General features: G+C 70.9%; 20 protein-coding genes and 1 pseudogene. 11 read left to right on the top strand and 10 right to left on the bottom strand.

Going from position 1 to position 17,631, the window contains the following annotated elements:
• Positions 1–112: 112 nt before the first annotated feature.
• Positions 113–763, top strand: a complete 651-nt coding sequence (locus CD790_RS02660) for a hypothetical protein (RefSeq protein WP_260867286.1) — start codon at positions 113–115, stop codon at positions 761–763.
• A gap of 379 nt (positions 764–1,142) precedes the next feature.
• Positions 1,143–1,724, top strand: coding sequence for a Uma2 family endonuclease (locus CD790_RS02655; RefSeq protein WP_144381311.1), 582 nt, complete (start codon positions 1,143–1,145; stop codon positions 1,722–1,724).
• Positions 1,725–1,822: 98 nt separating this feature from the next.
• Here CD790_RS02655 and CD790_RS02650 read toward each other — a convergent pair whose 3' ends face one another.
• A complete protein-coding gene (locus tag CD790_RS02650) occupies positions 1,823–2,077 on the bottom strand; it encodes a Txe/YoeB family addiction module toxin (protein WP_144381310.1) in 255 nt (84 codons plus the stop codon).
• Positions 2,074–2,355: a type II toxin-antitoxin system Phd/YefM family antitoxin gene (locus tag CD790_RS02645; protein ID WP_144381309.1), complete on the bottom strand. Its 282-nt coding sequence runs from the start codon at positions 2,353–2,355 to the stop codon at positions 2,074–2,076. The genes CD790_RS02650 and CD790_RS02645 overlap by 4 nt, the downstream gene beginning before the upstream one ends.
• Positions 2,356–2,725: 370 nt before the next feature.
• Here CD790_RS02645 and CD790_RS02640 point away from each other — a divergent pair, with 370 nt between their 5' ends.
• Complete coding sequence (locus CD790_RS02640) at positions 2,726–2,995, top strand: type II toxin-antitoxin system Phd/YefM family antitoxin (protein ID WP_144381308.1); 270 nt, start codon at positions 2,726–2,728, stop codon at positions 2,993–2,995.
• Positions 2,988–3,251, top strand: coding sequence for a type II toxin-antitoxin system RelE/ParE family toxin (locus CD790_RS02635; RefSeq protein WP_144381307.1), 264 nt, complete (start codon positions 2,988–2,990; stop codon positions 3,249–3,251). The genes CD790_RS02640 and CD790_RS02635 overlap by 8 nt, the downstream gene beginning before the upstream one ends.
• Positions 3,252–3,381: 130 nt before the next feature.
• Here CD790_RS02635 and ychF read toward each other — a convergent pair whose 3' ends face one another.
• Positions 3,382–4,470 (bottom strand): redox-regulated ATPase YchF, encoded by a 1,089-nt coding sequence (gene ychF / locus CD790_RS02630; RefSeq protein WP_144381306.1) that lies wholly within the window; start codon positions 4,468–4,470, stop codon positions 3,382–3,384.
• Positions 4,471–4,956: 486 nt separating this feature from the next.
• Between ychF and CD790_RS36570 the strand changes: the two are divergent.
• Positions 4,957–5,193: pseudogene (locus tag CD790_RS36570) on the top strand (DUF6542 domain-containing protein); the annotation flags it as partial.
• 64 nt (positions 5,194–5,257) lie between these two features.
• Here the strand turns inward: CD790_RS36570 and ppgK are convergent.
• On the bottom strand, positions 5,258–6,058 hold the full coding sequence (gene ppgK / locus CD790_RS02625) for a polyphosphate--glucose phosphotransferase (RefSeq protein ID WP_144381305.1): 801 nt from the start codon (positions 6,056–6,058) through the stop codon (positions 5,258–5,260).
• A 142-nt stretch (positions 6,059–6,200) separates the two neighbouring features.
• A complete protein-coding gene (locus CD790_RS02620; protein WP_144381304.1) occupies positions 6,201–7,190 on the bottom strand; it encodes a 4-hydroxy-3-methylbut-2-enyl diphosphate reductase in 990 nt (329 codons plus the stop codon).
• 82 nt (positions 7,191–7,272) lie between these two features.
• Here CD790_RS02620 and CD790_RS02615 point away from each other — a divergent pair, with 82 nt between their 5' ends.
• The 4 genes from CD790_RS02615 to CD790_RS02600 all read left to right on the top strand — a co-directional run bounded on the left by CD790_RS02615 (position 7,273) and on the right by CD790_RS02600 (position 11,086).
• Positions 7,273–8,610 (top strand): APC family permease, encoded by a 1,338-nt coding sequence (locus CD790_RS02615; RefSeq protein WP_144381303.1) that lies wholly within the window; start codon positions 7,273–7,275, stop codon positions 8,608–8,610.
• 157 nt (positions 8,611–8,767) lie between these two features.
• A complete protein-coding gene (xseA, locus tag CD790_RS02610; RefSeq protein ID WP_144381302.1) occupies positions 8,768–9,988 on the top strand; it encodes an exodeoxyribonuclease VII large subunit in 1,221 nt (406 codons plus the stop codon).
• 10 nt (positions 9,989–9,998) lie between these two features.
• On the top strand, positions 9,999–10,262 hold the full coding sequence (locus CD790_RS02605; protein ID WP_144381301.1) for an exodeoxyribonuclease VII small subunit: 264 nt from the start codon (positions 9,999–10,001) through the stop codon (positions 10,260–10,262).
• A gap of 233 nt (positions 10,263–10,495) precedes the next feature.
• Positions 10,496–11,086 (top strand): malonic semialdehyde reductase, encoded by a 591-nt coding sequence (locus CD790_RS02600; RefSeq protein WP_144381300.1) that lies wholly within the window; start codon positions 10,496–10,498, stop codon positions 11,084–11,086.
• Positions 11,087–11,165: 79 nt separating this feature from the next.
• Here CD790_RS02600 and CD790_RS02595 read toward each other — a convergent pair whose 3' ends face one another.
• Positions 11,166–11,705, bottom strand: a complete 540-nt coding sequence (locus tag CD790_RS02595; RefSeq protein WP_144381299.1) for a DUF4245 domain-containing protein — start codon at positions 11,703–11,705, stop codon at positions 11,166–11,168.
• 180 nt (positions 11,706–11,885) lie between these two features.
• Here CD790_RS02595 and glpX point away from each other — a divergent pair, with 180 nt between their 5' ends.
• Positions 11,886–12,917, top strand: coding sequence for a class II fructose-bisphosphatase (glpX, locus tag CD790_RS02590; RefSeq protein ID WP_144381298.1), 1,032 nt, complete (start codon positions 11,886–11,888; stop codon positions 12,915–12,917).
• A gap of 331 nt (positions 12,918–13,248) precedes the next feature.
• Here glpX and CD790_RS02585 read toward each other — a convergent pair whose 3' ends face one another.
• Both CD790_RS02585 and CD790_RS02580 read right to left on the bottom strand, forming a co-directional pair.
• Positions 13,249–13,605 carry a WhiB family transcriptional regulator gene (locus CD790_RS02585; protein WP_144381297.1) on the bottom strand — a complete coding sequence of 119 codons (357 nt, stop codon included), beginning with the start codon at positions 13,603–13,605 and terminating at the stop codon, positions 13,249–13,251.
• Positions 13,606–13,867: 262 nt separating this feature from the next.
• Entirely contained in the window at positions 13,868–14,539 is a 672-nt protein-coding gene (locus tag CD790_RS02580) for a DUF1707 domain-containing protein (RefSeq protein WP_144381296.1), read from the bottom strand.
• 175 nt (positions 14,540–14,714) lie between these two features.
• On the opposite strand from CD790_RS02580, the gene CD790_RS02575 reads away from it, so the two are divergent.
• Entirely contained in the window at positions 14,715–16,391 is a 1,677-nt protein-coding gene (locus tag CD790_RS02575; protein ID WP_144381295.1) for a fumarate hydratase, read from the top strand.
• Positions 16,392–16,478: 87 nt separating this feature from the next.
• Here CD790_RS02575 and CD790_RS02570 read toward each other — a convergent pair whose 3' ends face one another.
• Positions 16,479–17,105 (bottom strand): hypothetical protein, encoded by a 627-nt coding sequence (locus tag CD790_RS02570; RefSeq protein ID WP_144381294.1) that lies wholly within the window; start codon positions 17,103–17,105, stop codon positions 16,479–16,481.
• Positions 17,102–17,593: a hypothetical protein gene (locus CD790_RS02565; RefSeq protein WP_144381293.1), complete on the bottom strand. Its 492-nt coding sequence runs from the start codon at positions 17,591–17,593 to the stop codon at positions 17,102–17,104. The genes CD790_RS02570 and CD790_RS02565 overlap by 4 nt, the downstream gene beginning before the upstream one ends.
• Positions 17,594–17,631 lie beyond the last annotated feature (38 nt).

The raw sequence follows: 17,631 nt of genomic DNA, 5'->3' as shown, positions 1-17,631 counted from the left end.
CAGGATGTGCCACGGTGGGGTGATCGGCGCGGCGGGTCGCCGTCATGGACTCTCGCCGCACCCACCCTCCGTAACGGCGTGCGCGCGCGGCGAAGGTGCCGCGGACTCCGGGATGATCACCCTGCGGCCCGTCCTGGAGGTCTACCCCTGGACGGTTTCGCCCTCTGGCCGGTCTCCGCCCCCGAGCCTGCCGCTCCACGGCGCGCTCGGCCCCACCGAGGTCGGCACGGTGGTGATGGGCATCGCCGCCCGCAACGACACCGACCCCGCGACCGACGGCCGCCCGGCACGCCCCGCCGACCCGCCGACCCGCCGACCCGCCGACCCGCTGGAGAGCTTCCTGCACGGGCTGCTCACCATGGACCCCCTCTTCGCCGGCGGCGGCCTCCGCGTCACCGACACCACCACCGGCGCCACCCCGCTGCCGGGCCGCTGCAACGGGCCGGAGGAGCGAGGCGACTGGCTCGCGGTCGTCGACGGCGCCGGCCTGGCTTCCTTCGGCCACGCCCCCTCCCCCATGGCCGAACGTCTCGGCGACGTCGCCCGGTTGACCGTCGACACCGAACAGGACGACAACCCCGTGATCGAGCTGCCCGCCCCCGAACTGCGTCACCTGCCCCGACGCGGAACGCGACCTGCCCGACTTCCTCCACCTGGCCACGGCCTGGACCACCCACCGCCACCGGACCACGCCGCCTTGGTCTCAGCGGCGATCGCCCGCGCTTTGGCCCTGGGCGCGCCGGGTGTACCCCCGAAGGCATAGCCCGCCGCCCACCCGCCGACCCCCTGCGCGCCCCCACCCTCCTGTGAGGTGGGCGCCGGGGTCAGCCCGTCACGAGGCCCGCGGCCTCCCCACTCGTCGCAGTTTGCTGGGACGACCTCTGTCACCATGTAGCGGTGACACCTGCGAGGAAGAGTCAAGGAGTGGCAAAGTCACTCTAGCTCCGCAGGTCAGAAAGAGTGGTCCCCGCGCAGGCGGGGGTGGTCCGCGCGACGGCGGTTCCCGCCCCGGGAGCACCGCGTGGTCCCCGCGCAGGCGGGGGTGTTCCGGCGCTGGAGATCCCGCAGAGCAGCCGGACATGCGCCGATGGAACGGCAGGACAACACGCCTCCGTGCCCGTGCAATCGCTAGGGTTTGTCCCATGACCGCACTGCCCGACTGGATGCGCCCGCCGCGCGCGGAAGGCTGGTTCGCGGAGGATCTCGACCGCCTCCCCGAGGCGCCTCGCCACACCGAGCTGATCGACGGAGCTCTCGTCTTCAGGATGTCGCCGCAGAGGTGGTGGCACGGCCACCTCGTCACCATGCTCACCGTCGCCCTCATGGAGCAGGCGCCTGCCGACGTCAGAGTCGGCCGAGAGATGACCGTCAAGCTCGATGAGCGCAACCGGCCTGAGCCGGATCTGCTGGTGACGACGGCCGACTTCGATGGCGACCGCACCTGGTTCGCACCGGACGAAGTACGACTCGTCGTCGAGGTCGTCTCCCCCGAGTCGGCCCACAGGGACCGCACGGTCAAGCTCCGCAAGTACGCGGAGGCCGGCATCCCCCACTACTGGTGCATCGAGGACGAGGACGGTGCACCCGTCGTCCACATCTACGAACTGGACGAGCCAACCCGCGCCTACGCGCCCGCCGGCATCTTCCGAGGCTCGCTCCAGCGCCCGGTGCCCTTCCAGGTCAGCCTCGACCTGGACAAGCTCAGCCTGCCTCGCCGCACATGACCAGAACGCCGAACGGGTCGGACTCGCCAGAGTCCGACCCGTTCGACCTGCACGCTTCAATGCCGTGGCGAACCAGCACGATCGCGACCCCCCGGCGATCAGTAGTGGTAGCGGGCGGCCAGGATAATGATCTCCCGATCCGTGACCACGTAGACGAGGCGGTGCTCGTCGTCGATCCGCCGCGACCAGGCGCCTGGCAGGTGGTACTTCAGCGGCTCGGGCTTGCCGATTCCGGTGAACGGGTCACGCAGGACGTCCTCGATGAGCTTGTTGATCCGGGCGAGCATCTTGCGGTCGTTTTTGAGCCAGGACGTGTAGTCCTCCCAGCCGCCTTCTTCGAAGACGAGCCTCACGCGTCACCCTTCTCGGCACGCGACGCATCAGGGTCGATGAGTTCTCGCTCGGAGAGCCCCATACCACCAAGCGCGTTCTCGTACGCCTTGAGCAGTCGGCGGGCGTTCGCCGGCGAGCGCAACAGGTAGGAGCCTTCACGCAGGGCGGCGTAGTCCTCAGCCGAGACGAGTACGGCGTTCCCGTGCTTGGAGACGATCTCGATGGCCTCGTGATCGTCGTTGACCTTCTTGATCAACGGGAAGAGAGCCTTGCGCGCCTCGCTGGCAGTGATCGACATCGACTGAACTCCCTCCATGACTGGTACCACATAACGTACCACCGAGCAGACGCCGGGCAGGCCGAAAAGTCAGCACCAGGTCAGCACGGAAAGGAGAACGGGGCTCGCCTCCCTAGAGGCGAGCCCCGTTCGACCTGCACATTTGACAGATCAATCTAGCTCAAGGTAACCGGAAGGTCACAATTGAAGCGGGACGTCAGACGCAATGCTCCGACCTGCGGAAGCGTCGATTCCGAAGCCCATATCCAGCACCGATCCAGCACGGTGCAGGTTCACCCAGTACATCCAGCACGCGCAGCCACGGCGAAGGGGCCCGCCCTCCCCCCGACAGGCGTTGTGTACACATGGGACACTCGGTACGCTTGGGCGCATGACGCAACCACTGCCCATAGAGTCCATCCGCGACGTGCGCGCACATTTGGCGGAGGTCGTGGAGCGCGCCGACCGCGACGACGTACCCACGGTGATCACGCGCCGCGGCAAAGAGGTCGCCGCCGTCGTCTCCATCGAGGTACTACGCAAGTACCAGGAGTGGGAAGAGCGCGAGATCAATCGGATCATCGACGAGCGCATGGCCAACCCCGCACCTGGCATCTCGATCGAGGACGTCATGAGGGAGACGCTGGCGCGCAGTGAGTGAGTACCGAACCGTCTTCCGCCCCGAGGCGCAGGCCGAGCTTCGGAAGATCCCGCGCGAGATGGCGCTGCGCATCCTGGCCAAGCTGACCGAGCTGGAAAGCGATCCACTCGGCTTCAACACCACCGCACTCGTGTCCCAGCCAGACCGTCGACGACTGCGAGTCGGCGACTACCGCGTCGTCTACACGATCGACAACGGGGAACTGGTGGTCTGGGTCGTTCACGTAGGACACCGATCGACCGTCTACGACACCTGATAGCCGCTGACAACACGTCAGAACATCCAGCACCCATCCAGCACGGTGACGACGAAAGGGTCGGACTCGACAGAGTCCGACCCCTTCTGACCTGCACGGACCAGTTAGGTCACGTGCGGTATGCGCGCGACTACACGTTGAAGCGGAACTCCACCACGTCCCCGTCCTGCATCACGTACTCCTTGCCCTCCATGCGCGCCTTGCCCGCCGCGCGGGCGTCGGCGACGGAGCCGGTGTCGACCAGGTCGGCGAAGGAGATGACCTCGGCCTTGATGAAGCCCTTCTGGAAGTCGGTGTGGATGACACCGGCGGCCTCGGGGGCGGTGGCGCCCTTCTTGATGGTCCAGGCGCGGGCTTCCTTGGGGCCGGCGGTCAGGTAGGTCTGGAGGCCCAGGGTGTCGAAGCCGACGCGGGCGAGGGTGGCCAGGCCCGGTTCCTCGGCGCCGACGGACTGGAGGAGCTCCATGGCGTCCTCCTCGTCGAGCTCGGCGAGGTCGGCCTCCAGCTTGGCGTTGAGGAAGATGGCCTCGGCCGGGGCGACCAGGGCGCGCTGCTCGTCCTTGAAGGCGTCGTCGGTCAGCTCGTCCTCGTCCACGTTGAAGACGTAGAGGAACGGCTTGGTGGTGAGCAGGTGCAGGTCGTGGAGGAGCTCCGTGCGCTCGCTGCCCTGGACGATCCCGTGCGCGAAGAGGGTCTCGCCCTTCTCCAGGATCTCCTTCGCCTCCTCGACGGCCTTGACCTTCGGGGCGACGTCCTTCTTGATCCGGGACTCCTTGACCAGGCGCGGCAGCACCTTCTCGATGGTCTGGAGGTCGGCGAGGATCAGCTCGGTGTTGATCGTCTCGATGTCGTCCTTGGGCGACACCTTGCCGTCGACGTGGACGACGTTCTCGTCCTTGAAGGCCCGGATGACCTGGCAGATCGCGTCGGACTCGCGGATGTTCGCCAGGAACTTGTTGCCCAGGCCCTCGCCCTCGCTGGCGCCGCGCACGATACCGGCGATGTCGACGAAGTCGACGGTGGCCGGCAGCACCCGCTGGGAGCTGAAGATCTCGGCCAGCTTGTGCAGGCGGGCGTCGGGGACGCCGACGACGCCCACGTTGGGCTCGATGGTGGCGAACGGGTAGTTGGCCGCCAGCACGTCGTTCTTGGTCAGGGCGTTGAACAGGGTCGACTTGCCGACATTCGGCAGACCGACGATTCCGATCGTGAGCGACACGTGGCGACTTCCCGTAGCGGATAAGAGCGGATATGAAGGCCCGTGCAGGCCGGTCCACCAGTCTACGGGGCCGTCCCGCGACCCCACCCCGTACCGGCGCGCTCACCACGACCGCGCTCTAGCCGACCCTCCCGTCCGGCGTCAAACCCTGAGCCCAAGGTGGCTCAAACCGCGTGTCTGGGGACAGATTCCGCCCGTCCCCCCGCCTACGTTGGTCGAGTGGAGGACTACAGGAGGCGCCCGCAGCGGCCCATCCCCCGGCCCGGGCGGCCCAGGACCGGCGCCGGACCGGGGCCTGGGCCGGGAGCACGGGGACGTACGGCGGCCGCCGGGACCGGCGCGCCTCGACGCCCGGCCGGCCGGCGCCCTCCGCCGTCCCGCCCCGCGGCCGCGGCATCCCCCGCCGCGGCCCTCGCCATCCGGCTCCGGCGGCTGCCCCGGCCACGGCTCACCGGGTTCGGGGCCGGGCTGCTCGCCGTGCTGACCATGGTCACCATCGGCGGCCTCGACGTGCTGCTGTTCTCCGGTTCGCCCGCCGTCTACGGGGTCGTCTACGTCCTGACCTGCATCGGCTGCGGGCTGTGGGTGCGCCCGCTGGACCTGGTCACCGCGCCGGTCGGGATGCCCATCGCCTTCGCCGCCGGCCTGGTGCCGATCAACGACGGCGGTGACGGGCTCGGCGGCCAGGCGGTGGGCGTGTTCACCTCGCTGTCGCTGCACGCCGGCTGGCTCTACGCGGGCACCGTGCTCACCGCGCTGATCGTCCTCGTACGGCAGGTGGCCCGGGTCAGTCGGAGGCGGCGGCGGACGAGGTCGGGCGGGCGCCCGTCTCCGCGGCCGGCGATCCCGCCTTCCCCGCAGCGGCCATCGCGGCTCCGACGATCCCCGCGTTGTTCTGCAGCTGGGCAGGGACGATCTCGGCCCTGACGTGTCCGATCAGCGGCAGGAACTTCTCCGCCTTGCGGCTCACCCCGCCGCCGATCACGAACAACTCGGGCGAGAAGAGCATCTCCACATGCGCGAGGTAGCGCTCCACCCGCCGCGCCCAGTGGTGCCAGCTGAGGTCGTGGTCCTCCTTGGCCCTGGTCGAGGCGCGCTTCTCGGCGTCCACCCCGTCCAGCTCCAGATGGCCCAGCTCGGTGTTGGGCACCAGCCGGCCGTCCGTGAAGACCGCGCTGCCGATGCCGGTGCCGAAGGTCAGCAGGATGACCGTGCCCCGACGGCCGCGTCCCGCGCCGAAGGTCATCTCCGCGATGCCGGCCGCGTCCGCGTCGTTGACCACCGTGACCGGCGACCGCAGCTCTTCGCTCAGCATCCCGGCCGCGTCCACACCGATCCAGCCGTTGTCGACGTTGGCCGCCGTACGCGTCGTGCCGTCGGTCACCACGCCGGGGAACGTCACCCCGACCGGCCGGCCGCGCCAGCCGAAGTGGTCCGCCACCTCGCGCACCGACTCCACGACCGACTCCGGGGTCGCCGGGTGCGGGGTGAGCACCTTGAACCGGTCGTCCGAGAGGTCTCCGCGCGCCAGGTCCACCGGAGCGCCCTTGATGCCCGAACCGCCGATGTCCACGCCGAATACGTTCATGAACTTCAGGCTAGGGCCGTTCGGGGCCGCTCACCGCCTCGGCGGTCGGATCGGGACACCTGGCCGGGCACCCGGCACGGCGCACGTCACCCGAACGCGTCGTCATCCGACGACGACCACCCTCGTCACCCGAACGCCGGCGTCACTCCTCGACCGCTGCCGCCGCCTCCGCGCGCAGGTCGCGCCGCAGCTCCTTCGGCAGCGAGAAGGTGATCGACTCCTGCGCCGCCGTGACCGTCTCCACGTCGTCGTAGCCGCGCTGGGCCAGCCACTCCAGGACGCCCTCGACCAGGATCTCCGGCACGGAGGCGCCCGAGGTGACGCCGACCGTCCGCACGCCCTCCAGCCACGCCTCGTCGATCTCCTCGGCGAAGTCCACCAGGTGCGCGTCGCGCGCGCCGGCGCCGAGGGCGACCTCGACCAGCCGGACGGAGTTGGAGGAGTTCTTGGAGCCGACGACGATCACCAGATCGGCCTCCGCGCCCATCTGCTTCACCGCGGTCTGGCGGTTCTGCGTGGCGTAGCAGATGTCGTCGCTGGGCGGGCTGACGAGCTGCGGGAAGCGCTCCTTGAGCGCGTCGACCGTCTCCATCGTCTCGTCGACGGACAGGGTGGTCTGGGAGAGCCACACCACCCGGGAGGCGTCGCGGACCTCGACGTTCTCCACGTCCTTGGGGCCGTCGACCAGCTGGATGTGGTCCGGCGCCTCGCCGCTGGTGCCGATGACCTCCTCGTGGCCCTCGTGACCGATGAGGAGGATGTCGAAGTCCTCCTTCGCGAAGCGCACGGCCTCCTTGTGGACCTTGGTGACCAGCGGGCAGGTCGCGTCGATCGTCGCCAGCTTGCCGCGCTTGGCCTCGTCGTGCACGACCGGCGCCACACCGTGCGCCGAGAAGATCACGATATTGCCCGGGGGTACCTCCTCCGTCTCGTCGACGAAGATGGCGCCCTTCTTCTCCAGGGTCTTGACCACGTACTTGTTGTGGACGATCTCGTGGCGCACATAGATCGGCGCGCCGTACTGCTCCAGGGCCTTCTCGACGGCGATCACGGCGCGGTCCACGCCCGCGCAGTAGCCACGGGGGGCGGCGAGCAGGACCCGGCGGGAGGGCGTTGCAGTCATGTGCTCCATCGTAAGGCCGTGGCGCAGCCTCCGAAGCGCACGTCGGTGGCACAGACTGGGGCCCGCACGACGAGGCTGGGAGGCGGGCGGGATGGCGGCTGAGGCGGACGGCACCCTGCGGCGCGTCCTCCGCTTCCGCGATCTGGTCGTCTACGGTCTGCTCTTCATCGCCCCCATGGCCCCCGTCGGCGTGTTCGGCACGCTCGACGCGAAGTCGCACGGCGCGGTGGCGCTGGTGTACGTCGTGGCGACGGTGGCGATGGCCTTCACCGCCTACTCGTACGCCCAGATGGTGCGGGTCGCGCCGGTCGCCGGATCGGTGTTCACCTACGCCCGGCTCGGGCTCGGCGAGAGCGCGGGCTTCGTCGCCGGGTGGATGGCGCTGCTGGACTACCTGCTGATCCCGGCCGTCGCGTATCTCTTCTCCGGGATCGCGATAGAGGCGCTGGTGCCGGCGGTGGACCGCTGGGTGTGGACCGCCGTCGCCGTCGTGATCACTACCGGGCTGAACCTGTGGGGAGTGCGGGCCGCCGCGCTCGCCGGCCTCCTGGTGCTGGCCCTGGAGATCGCGGTGCTGATCGTCTTCGTCTCGGCCGCCGTGGTGCAGCTCGCCGCGCACGGCGCGCGCCGCGACTGGGTGTCCCCCTTCACCGGTCAGGGCCCGTTCTCCACCTCCGCGGTGCTCGCCGCGGTGTCGGTCGCGGTCCTCTCCTACCTCGGTTTCGACGCGATCGCCTCCTTCGCGGAGGAGACCACCAGCACCGCCTGGGTGGCGCGGGCCGTGCTGACCTGCCTGGTGGTGGCGGGCCTGCTCTTCGTCGTCCAGACCTATCTGGCCGCCCTGCTCGCGCCGATGTCCGCCGCCGAGCTGGCCGAGGAGCCGGCGCGGCAGGGCTCCGCCTTCTACGACACGGTCGACGCCGCGGTGGGGTCCTGGCTGCACGACCTGGTGGCTCTCAGTAAGGCGGTGGGCGCCGCGTTCGCCGCGCTGGCGGGGCAGGCGGCGGCCGGCCGGCTGCTGTTCGCGATGGGCCGCGACCGGCGGCTGCCCCCCGTTCTGGCCAAGGTCGGCGGGCGCAGCGGGGTGCCGGCGCGGGCCCTGGTGGTGGCGGCGCTGGTCACACTCGTGGCGGCGGTCTGGGCCGCCCGGAGCGACGAGGGTCTGGACCGGCTGGTGTCCATCGTCGACATCGGCGCGCTGTCCGCCTTCACCCTGCTGCACGCCTCCGTGATCGGCTGGTTCTGGGTCCGCCGCCACGCCGACCGCCCGCACGTGGTGCGCCATGTGGTGGTGCCGCTGCTGGGCATGGGGGTGACCGTGGCGGTCATGGTCGCGGCGTCGGGGGTGGCGCAGGTGGTGGGCGCGGTGTGGCTGGCGGTGGGCCTGGTGGTGCTCCTGGCGGAGTTCCGGCGGGGTACGACGGGGTGAGCCATCGGCCCCGGGTCCCACCATCTGACGGCCGCGGTGGCCCGATGGGCCTGACGGCCCTGGCGCCCCCGGCGACGCCGGCGGCCCCGGCCGGCCCCACCGGCGGGAAGCCGGGAACCCGCCCGGGTCCACCGCCGCGCGGGCTACGCTCAGCCGCATGGCCGTGCACACCTCCCCCGACACCCCCATCCCCGTAGGCGAGGTCTCCCGTCTGATCGGCGGCTGGATCGACCGCCTCGGTGCGGTGTGGGTCGAGGGGCAGATCACGCAGCTTTCCCGGCGTCCCGGCGCCGGGGTGGTGTTCCTGACGCTGCGCGACCCCAGCTACGACATCTCCCTCTCGGTGACCTGTTTCCGCTCGGTCTTCGACCGGGTCGCGGACGTGGTCTCCGAGGGCGCCCGCGTCGTGGTGCACGCCAAGCCGGAGTGGTACGCCCCGCGCGGGCAGCTGTCGCTGCGGGCGGTGGAGATCCGGCCGGTCGGGGTGGGCGAGCTGCTGGCGCGGCTGGAGCAGCTGAAGAAGTCGCTGGCGGCGGAGGGGCTCTTCGACGCCGAGCGCAAGCGCCCGCTGCCCTTCCTGCCGCAGCTGGTCGGGCTGGTCTGCGGCCGGGCCTCGGCCGCCGAGCGGGACGTGCTGGAGAACGCCCGACTGCGCTGGCCCGCCGTGCGGTTCGAGGTGCGCAACGTCGCCGTGCAGGGCGTGCACGCGGTGCCCCGGGTGGTGGAGGCGGTCCGCGAGCTGGACGCCCACCCGGAGGTCGACGTGATCGTCGTGGCGCGGGGCGGAGGCAGCGTGGAGGACCTGCTGCCGTTCTCCGACGAGCAGTTGGTGCGGACGGTGGCCGCCTGTCGTACGCCGGTGGTCTCCGCGATCGGGCACGAGCCGGACTCGCCGCTGCTCGACCTGGTCGCGGACCTGCGGGCGTCCACGCCGACGGACGCGGCGAAGAAGGTCGTGCCGGACGTGGGCGAGGAGCTGTCCCGGATCCAGCAGTTGCGCGAGCGCGCGCTGCGCTCGGTCACCGGCTTCCTGGACCGCGAGGAGCGGGGCCTGTCGGCGGCGCTGGCCCGGCCGTCGATACAGCGCCCGCACCGGATGGTGGACGAGCGCGCGGATCAGGTGGCGGCGTTGCTCGACCGCGGCCGCCGCACCCTGGGCCACCTCCTGGACCGCGCCGACTCGGAGCTGGCGCACACCCACGCCCGGGTGGTGGCGCTCTCCCCCGCCGCCACCCTGCGCCGCGGCTACGCGGTGCTCCAGCACGCCGACGGTTCGGTGGTCCGTACGGCGGACGAGGTGACCGCCGAGGAGCCGCTGCGCGCCCGGGTCGCCGAGGGCGAGTTCACGGTCCGCGTCGCCGACCGCGACCCCGCATAGGGTGGGGCGCATGGCGACAACAGACGAGATGGCGGGCGAGTCCGCTCTCGGATACGAGCAGGCACGGGACGAGCTGGTCGAGGTCGTGCGCCGGCTGGAGGCGGGCGGGACCACGCTGGAGGAGTCGCTCGCCCTGTGGGAGCGCGGCGAGGAGCTGGCGCGCGTCTGCCGGCGCTGGCTGGACGGTGCCCGGGCGCGGCTGGACGCGGCGCTGGCGGGACAGCAGGCCGCCGAGGGCGACGGCGAAGTGGACCGCGAGGGCTGCGAGGAGTAGCCGCCGAGCGGGCCGGGAGCCACCGCGCACCGTACGGAGCCCCCGAACCGAACCCGTCGCGCGCGGGGCGACGAGCGGACCTGTCAGGGGTGGGGGGACCGCTCGGTCCCGTCATGGCCGATGAGACGGCGAGGAGCTGTGAGGTTGCCCACCCGGCCGCCGATTTAGTTGAAAGTTAATACATGGCGAGCCATAGTGGTTTTACGTTCAACCACACCCTCAGGGAGCGCCCCATGTCCCTCACCCTCGACGCCGCCGCCCAGGACCTGCTCTTCCGCGAGGCCCGCACGGCCAACACGTTCACCGACGAGCCGGTGACCGAGGAGCAGATGCAGGCGGTCTACGACCTCGTGAAGTACGGCCCCACCGCCTTCAACCAGACGCCGCTGCGCATCGTGCTGGTCCGTTCCGCCGAGGCCCGTGAGCGCCTCGTCGCGCACATGGCCGAGGGCAACCAGGCCAAGACCCGGACCGCGCCGCTGGTGGCGATCCTGGCCGCGGACAACGAGTTCCACCACGAGCTCCCGGAGCTCTTCCCGCACTTCCCGCAGGCCAAGGACGTCTTCTTCACCGAGCGCGCCGCCCGTGAGCGGGCCGCCGGCCTCAACGCCTCGCTCCAGGCCGGCTACTTCATCCTCGGCATCCGCGCGGCCGGTCTCGCCGCCGGCCCGATGACCGGCTTCGACGCCGAGGGTGTGCGGAAGGAGTTCCTGGACGACGACCACACCCCGCTGATGGTCGTCAACATCGGCAAGCCGGGCGAGAACGCCTGGCACCCGCGCTCCCCGCGGCTGGCGTACGACCAGGTCGTCACCACCGTCTGAGCACCCCGAACGGCCCCGCTCCCCCCGGCGGGGTCATCCCGGGCCCTCAACCCCCCGTGGGGCCCGTCGGCCGCCGCGCTCAGCCCTTGCGGGCGTCCAGCGCGGCGGCCATCTTCGTGAGCTGGGCGAACGACGCCGTGCCGGTGACCACCGTGGTCACGCCCTTGCCCTCGCGCACCAGCGCGTCGTACTTAGGCCCCTCGTAGCGCCGCCAGGTCTCCCCGGCGATCCGCTCGGTCTTCTCGGTCTTGCGGGCGGACTGCGTGACCTCGTCGACGAACGGCCCCGGGCGGCCGTCGCTCTGCTCGATCGCGACGTACTCGCGGTCGGGGTCGAGGAAGCCCAGGTGCCAGACGGCGCCGACGTCGCTCTGCGGGGTGTAGCGCACCGAGGTGGCCCGCCAGCCCTTGGGCAGGGCGCCGTCCTTCGGGGCCGCCACCGGGTAGGACGCCGCGCGCCGGACCGTCTTCAGGTCCACCTCGTAGTCGACCGTCTTGATCGGGTCGTTGTTCTCGTCGTGCGGGACGCCGAAGACGTAGATGCCCGCCGCCGCCAGGCTGCTCACCGACAACGAGAGCACCATGTTCCGCACCGACTGCTTGCCACGCATACCTGCCATCCGCCTATCGTCCCCCATACCGGGTCGGAGCCGGACGACACCCCCCGCCCCCGCTCTGACCTCGGCCTTCCCGGAGTGTTGACGCTGCTCATGCGTGGGGCGCTCTGCTCACATTCGCAATCAGCGGATAAAGTCATGAGCACCCTCACCGGCCGTCGCCGTACAGAAAGGTGCGCTCCGATGTCCGAGCACCATCTTCCGTCCCAGCTCGAAGTCAGCCCCGAGGCTCCCGACCGCAACCTCGCTCTCGAGCTGGTGCGGGTGACCGAGGCCGGCGCCATGGCCTCCGGGCGCTGGGTGGGGCGCGGCGACAAGAACGGCGCCGACGGCGCCGCCGTCAAGGCCATGCGCGCCCTGATCCACACCGTCTCCATGAACGGCGTCGTGGTGATCGGCGAGGGGGAGAAGGACAACGCCCCCATGCTCTACAACGGCGAGCGCGTGGGCGACGGGACCGGCCCCGAGTGCGATGTGGCCGTGGACCCGGTGGACGGCACCACCCTCACCGCCAAGGGCATGGCCAACGCCGTCTCCGTGATGGCCGTCGCCGAGCGCGGCTCGATGTTCGACCCCTCCGCGGTCTTCTACATGGACAAGCTCGTCACCGGCCCCGAGGCCGCCGAGTTCGTCGACATCACCGCGCCGGTGGACGTGAACATCCGGCGCGTCGCCAAGGCGAAGAACTCCAGCCCCGAGGACGTCACCGTCGTCATCCTGGACCGCCCCCGCCACGAGGGCATCGTCAAGGAGATCCGGGAGACCGGCGCCCGCATCAAGTTCATCTCGGACGGCGACGTGGCCGGCGCGATCATGGCGGCCCGCGAGGGCACGGGCGTGGACCTGCTGATGGGCATCGGGGGCACCCCCGAGGGCATCATCGCGGCCTGCGCGATCAAGTGCCTGGGCGGCACCATCCAGGGCCGGCTGTGGCCCAAGGACGACGCCGAGCGGCAGCGCGCCCTGGACGCGGGCCACGACCTGGACCGGGTGCTGTCCACCGACGACCTGGTCCGCGGCGACAACGTCTTCTTCGTCGCCACCGGCATCACCGACGGCGAGCTGCTGCGCGGGGTGCGCTACCGCTCGGAGACCGCCACCACGCAGTCGCTGGTCATGCGCTCCAAGTCCGGCACCATCCGGCAGATCGACTCCACGCACCGGCTGTCCAAGCTGCGCGCCTACTCGTCGGTCGACTTCGAGCGCGCGCGCTGACCGCGGGAGCGGCCGAACGGCGCTGAGGAAGGCCCGGCTCCGTACGAGCGGCGCACCGGCGGCCGTCGAACCCCCTGTGGTCGTTCGACGCCGCCGGACTCCTGCCGTCGGGGCGCTCCCCGTCGCGGCGGGACGCATCGTCCGCGGCCCCGCGCCGGTCGCCGTGTGCCGCAGGCGCGGCGTCGCCGGCGCGGCGGCACGCCGCCGGCGTGGGCGGGTCGTCGCCGGCGTGGGCGGGACGTCGCCAGCGTGGGCGCGTCGTCGCCGAAAACGCGTCGGGCCGGGTCCCGCGGTCAGGGGCGGGACCCGGCCCGATGCCTCTTCGGCTCGGTCACCCGGCGGCGGCGATCCGCACCGCGCGCTGCAACTCCGCCTCGCGCCGGCGGCGGCGGGCCAGGACGACGCGGCGCTCCGCCGCGGTCAACCCGCCCCACACCCCGTACGGCTCGGGCTGCAGCAGTGCGTGCTCCCGGCACTCGACCATGACCGGGCAACGGGCACATACGCGCTTCGCGGCTTCTTCCCGCGACAGCCGGGCGGCGGTGGGCTCCTTCGAGGGAGCGAAGAAGAGCCCGGCTTCGTCCCGGCGGCACACCGCCTCTGAGTGCCAGGGGCCGGCCTGGTCCCGAGCGGGGATGCGCTGCGGGGGCAGTGCGGCGTCCTGCAGGGGCTGATGCGGTTGCAGCACGGTCTACTCCTGACGACGGCTCCGGTGGTCACCCTTGCCCGTCTCACGAGGTACGGCCCCCTGTGCACCCCCATCAGCCGTACGAGAGACGACGCACCAAGCCTTACCCGCTGTGCGCGTGCTTATGCACACCGTTGTCTTTCATGTGACCGCAGCTGTTCACGGCCACCCCTCAGGCCCCATGCGCGTCAGGGGTTACGCCGAGGCGGGGTTGCCAAACGGGCCCCGCTTCCTGTCGTCTCCCCGCGCGGACCTCTCCCGGTCAGGTGCGGAGGTTCTTCAGCCGCCGGCCCGGGACGGGGCGGGTCTCGACCCCGCCGAAGAGGGCGAAGCCGGTGACGACGATGACCGGCGCGGAGGGGTCCGGGGACTCGATGGTCTGGACGTCGAAGCCGCCGAAGACGCCGGTTCCGGTGCCACGGAGGGAGACGTTCTCCGGGATCCTGATCTCCACGCCGCCGAAGACCGCGGTCGCGTTGATGACGATCTCCTGCTGCTCGAAGACCGCCTCGGTCAGATCGACCTCGACGCCGCCGAACAACGCGAACGCGTTGGTGCGGCGCCGCACCCGCCACCGCCCCTTGCGCACCGCGGCGCCGAAGACGGCGACCAGGTTGTCGGCCGCGGTGGGGGAGGGAGAGGGCGGCCGTGGGGCGTGGGCGGCGCGCGGGGCGGCGGTACCCGCCCTCGGGGGGAGGTCACCGACCAGCGGTCCCAGCTCGCCCCGGGTCTTGGCCCGGTAGGTGGCGTCGAGCCGCTCGGCGTGCTCCTCGGCGTCCAGCCGGCCCTCGGCGAGCGCCTCGCGGAGGATGTCGGCGACGCCGTCGCGGTCGGCGTCGGAGACACGGAGGTCGGCCTCCGCGACGGGCGCCGCGGCGTCGGGCTTCGTCGCGGCGTCGGGCTTCGTCAGGGGCACCGGCTGCTTCTCGTCCACGCGGCCAGCGTAGCGACACGCGATAGATCGCGATAGCCCGGTGCGCGGGTGGCGACGGGACCGGACCAACTGAGCCTTACCTCACAAGCTCCACCGCCGGCGCGCGTTCTACGCTGGTGGACGCGTTGTCGAAGGTGCCAGCGCGTAGCCGTCTGTCGAGTGAGGAATGGCCGCGATGCCAGAGTTCGCGTATACCGATCTGCTGCCCCTGGGCGAGGACACCACGCCCTACCGGCTGGTGACGTCCGAGGGCGTGAGCACGTTCGAGGCCGACGGACGCACCTTCCTCAAGGTCGAGCCGGAGGCGCTGCGCCGGCTGGCCGCCGAGGCCATGCACGACATCTCGCACTATCTGCGCCCCGCGCACCTCGCCCAGCTGCGCCGCATCCTGGACGACCCCGAGGCCTCCCCGAACGACAAGTTCGTCGCGCTGGACCTGCTGAAGAACGCGAACATCGCGGCGGCCGGGGTGCTGCCGATGTGCCAGGACACCGGCACCGCGATCGTCATGGGCAAGCGCGGACAGAACGTGCTCACCGAGGGTGGCGACGAGGAAGCCCTCTCGCGCGGCGTCTACGACGCGTACACCGAGCTCAACCTGCGCTACTCCCAGATGGCCCCGCTGACCATGTGGGAGGAGAAGAACACCGGCTCCAACCTGCCGGCGCAGATCGAGCTGTACGCGACCGACGGCGGCGCCTACAAGTTCCTCTTCATGGCCAAGGGCGGCGGCTCCGCCAACAAGTCCTTCCTCTTCCAGGAGACGAAGGCCGTGCTCAACGAGGCGAGCATGATGAAGTTCCTGGAGCAGAAGATCCGCTCGCTGGGCACCGCCGCCTGCCCGCCGTACCACCTGGCGATCGTCGTCGGCGGCACCTCCGCCGAGTACGCGCTGAAGACCGCGAAGTACGCCTCCGCGCACTACCTCGACGAGCTGCCCACCGAGGGCTCGCCGCTGGGCAACGGCTTCCGGGACAAGGAGCTGGAGGAGAAGGTCTTCGAGCTCACCCAGAAGATCGGCATCGGCGCGCAGTTCGGCGGCAAGTACTTCTGCCACGATGTGCGCGTGGTGCGCCTGCCGCGGCACGGCGCGTCCTGCCCGGTGGCGATCGCCGTCTCCTGCTCGGCCGACCGCCAGGCGGTGGCGAAGATCACCGCCGAGGGCGTCTTCCTGGAGCAGCTGGAGACCGACCCGGCGAAGTACCTCCCGGACACCACGGACGAGGAGCTGACGAAGGGCGCGGGCGCGGATCTGGACGCGGTCGCCATCGACCTCAACCAGCCGATGGACGCGATCCTCGCCGAGCTGACCAGGCACCCGGTCAAGACCCGGCTCTCGCTGACCGGCACGCTGGTCGTGGCCCGGGACATCGCGCACGCGAAGATCAAGGAGCGGCTGGACGCGGGCGAGGAGATGCCCACCTACCTGCGCGACCACCCGGTCTACTACGCCGGCCCGGCCAAGACCCCCGAGGGGTACGCCTCCGGCTCGTTCGGCCCGACCACCGCCGGCCGGATGGACTCCTACGTCGAGCAGTTCCAGGCCGCCGGCGGCTCCAAGATCATGCTCGCCAAGGGCAACCGCAGCAAGCAGGTCACCGACGCCTGCGCCGCGCACGGCGGCTTCTACCTCGGCTCGATCGGCGGCCCGGCGGCCCGGCTGGCGCAGGACTGCATCAAGAAGGTGGAGGTCCTGGAGTACGCCGAGCTGGGCATGGAGGCCGTCTGGAGGATCGAGGTCGAGGACTTCCCCGCCTTCATCGTCGTCGACGACAAGGGCAACGACTTCTTCACCGACCCCGGCCCCGCCCAGCCCTTGGTGACCAGCATCCCGGTCCGCCCGGGCGGCTGACCGCCCCGCACCGGGGCCTCTCCCCGGTCACCGGCCCCTCTGGACGGGCCCGACGCCCGTCCAGAGGGAGCCGACGCCACGGCCCCGCTACCGCTTTCCGACCTCGCGCCTCAGGTCGTCCACGGTGTCCACACCGGTGAGCCCCTCGGTGGAGACGGCGTGGATCCGGCCCTTGGGGCCGACGGTGTAGAGCCCCTGTTCCGGGTTGATCAGGCCGTATGGAGCGTCGCGGTGCGCGGAGAGCAGCAGCGCGTACTCGGTTCCGTCCTTGGCCAGGGTGGTGGTGTTGACCTCCCGGTAGGTGGTCTCCTTGATCGCCCCTCCCAGCTGGCTGACCTCGATGGTGTCCCCGACTCCGACGTTCCCGGAGACGACCTTGGAGACCCGGACGGTGGAGACGGTGACGATCACCGGTTCCACCTGGCGCGCCTCCTCCTCCGACAGGCCCGCCTGCGGGTTGGTCATCGGATCACCCGAGGTCGAGACCTTCGGCCACGACTTCTCCACCCGAGAACGGACGACCTTCCCGGTGACGATCGCGTCGGCCTCGTCGACGGCCTCGCCCAGCGACCGGTAGGCCGGGTAGTCGGCCTCGTAGGTCACCGTGTCCGTCGCCTTCGACGCGTCGTCGCCCGATGTCGAGTAGACGGCCGCGGTGACTGCCAGGAGCAGCGCCACCGCTCCGCCGCCGAGGGCGTTCCGCCGCGCGCTCATCCGTACATCCTCTTCACCTCGGCCACGTCGTACGGCTGCGGCTTCTGAATTCTCACCCGGTCACGGCCGTGCTTCATCAAGGACGCTTTTCTCGTACCGGGATTGTCGTCGAGATTCAGCGCGTGCCCCAGCTCATGGGTGGCCGTGCTGCGACTCCACTCCCGCATATGCGTGCCCGACTTCCGGGCGAGCTGATACGAGTTGGCCTTGATCGTGAACTGCCGCCAGGGTCCGCTGTATTTCTTGGTGTACAGCGCGAGCCAGTCCTCGTTCTCATAGCGGCCCGCCGTGAACTTGTTGGGCGAGTCGGTGGTGCGTCGTATCTTCGCGCCGGCGCCGCTGGTGTGCCAGTTCGCACGCGCGGTGTCGAACTGCGCGGTCCACCAACTGTTGACGCCGACGGTCTTGACGGTGAACGACCGGCTCGGCATGCCGCAACCACAGGAGTCGGCCTCGGCGGCACCCGCTCCGCCCAGAACGATCCCCATGGTGAGAACGGTGCAGGAACCGGCCGCCAGCGCGGCGC

This window comes from Streptomyces sp. SAJ15, from assembly GCF_007595705.1.
Lineage (GTDB): Bacteria > Actinomycetota > Actinomycetes > Streptomycetales > Streptomycetaceae > Streptomyces.
Note: the sequence above shows the minus strand (reverse complement) of the source record. Positions and strands in the feature narration are given on the sequence as shown.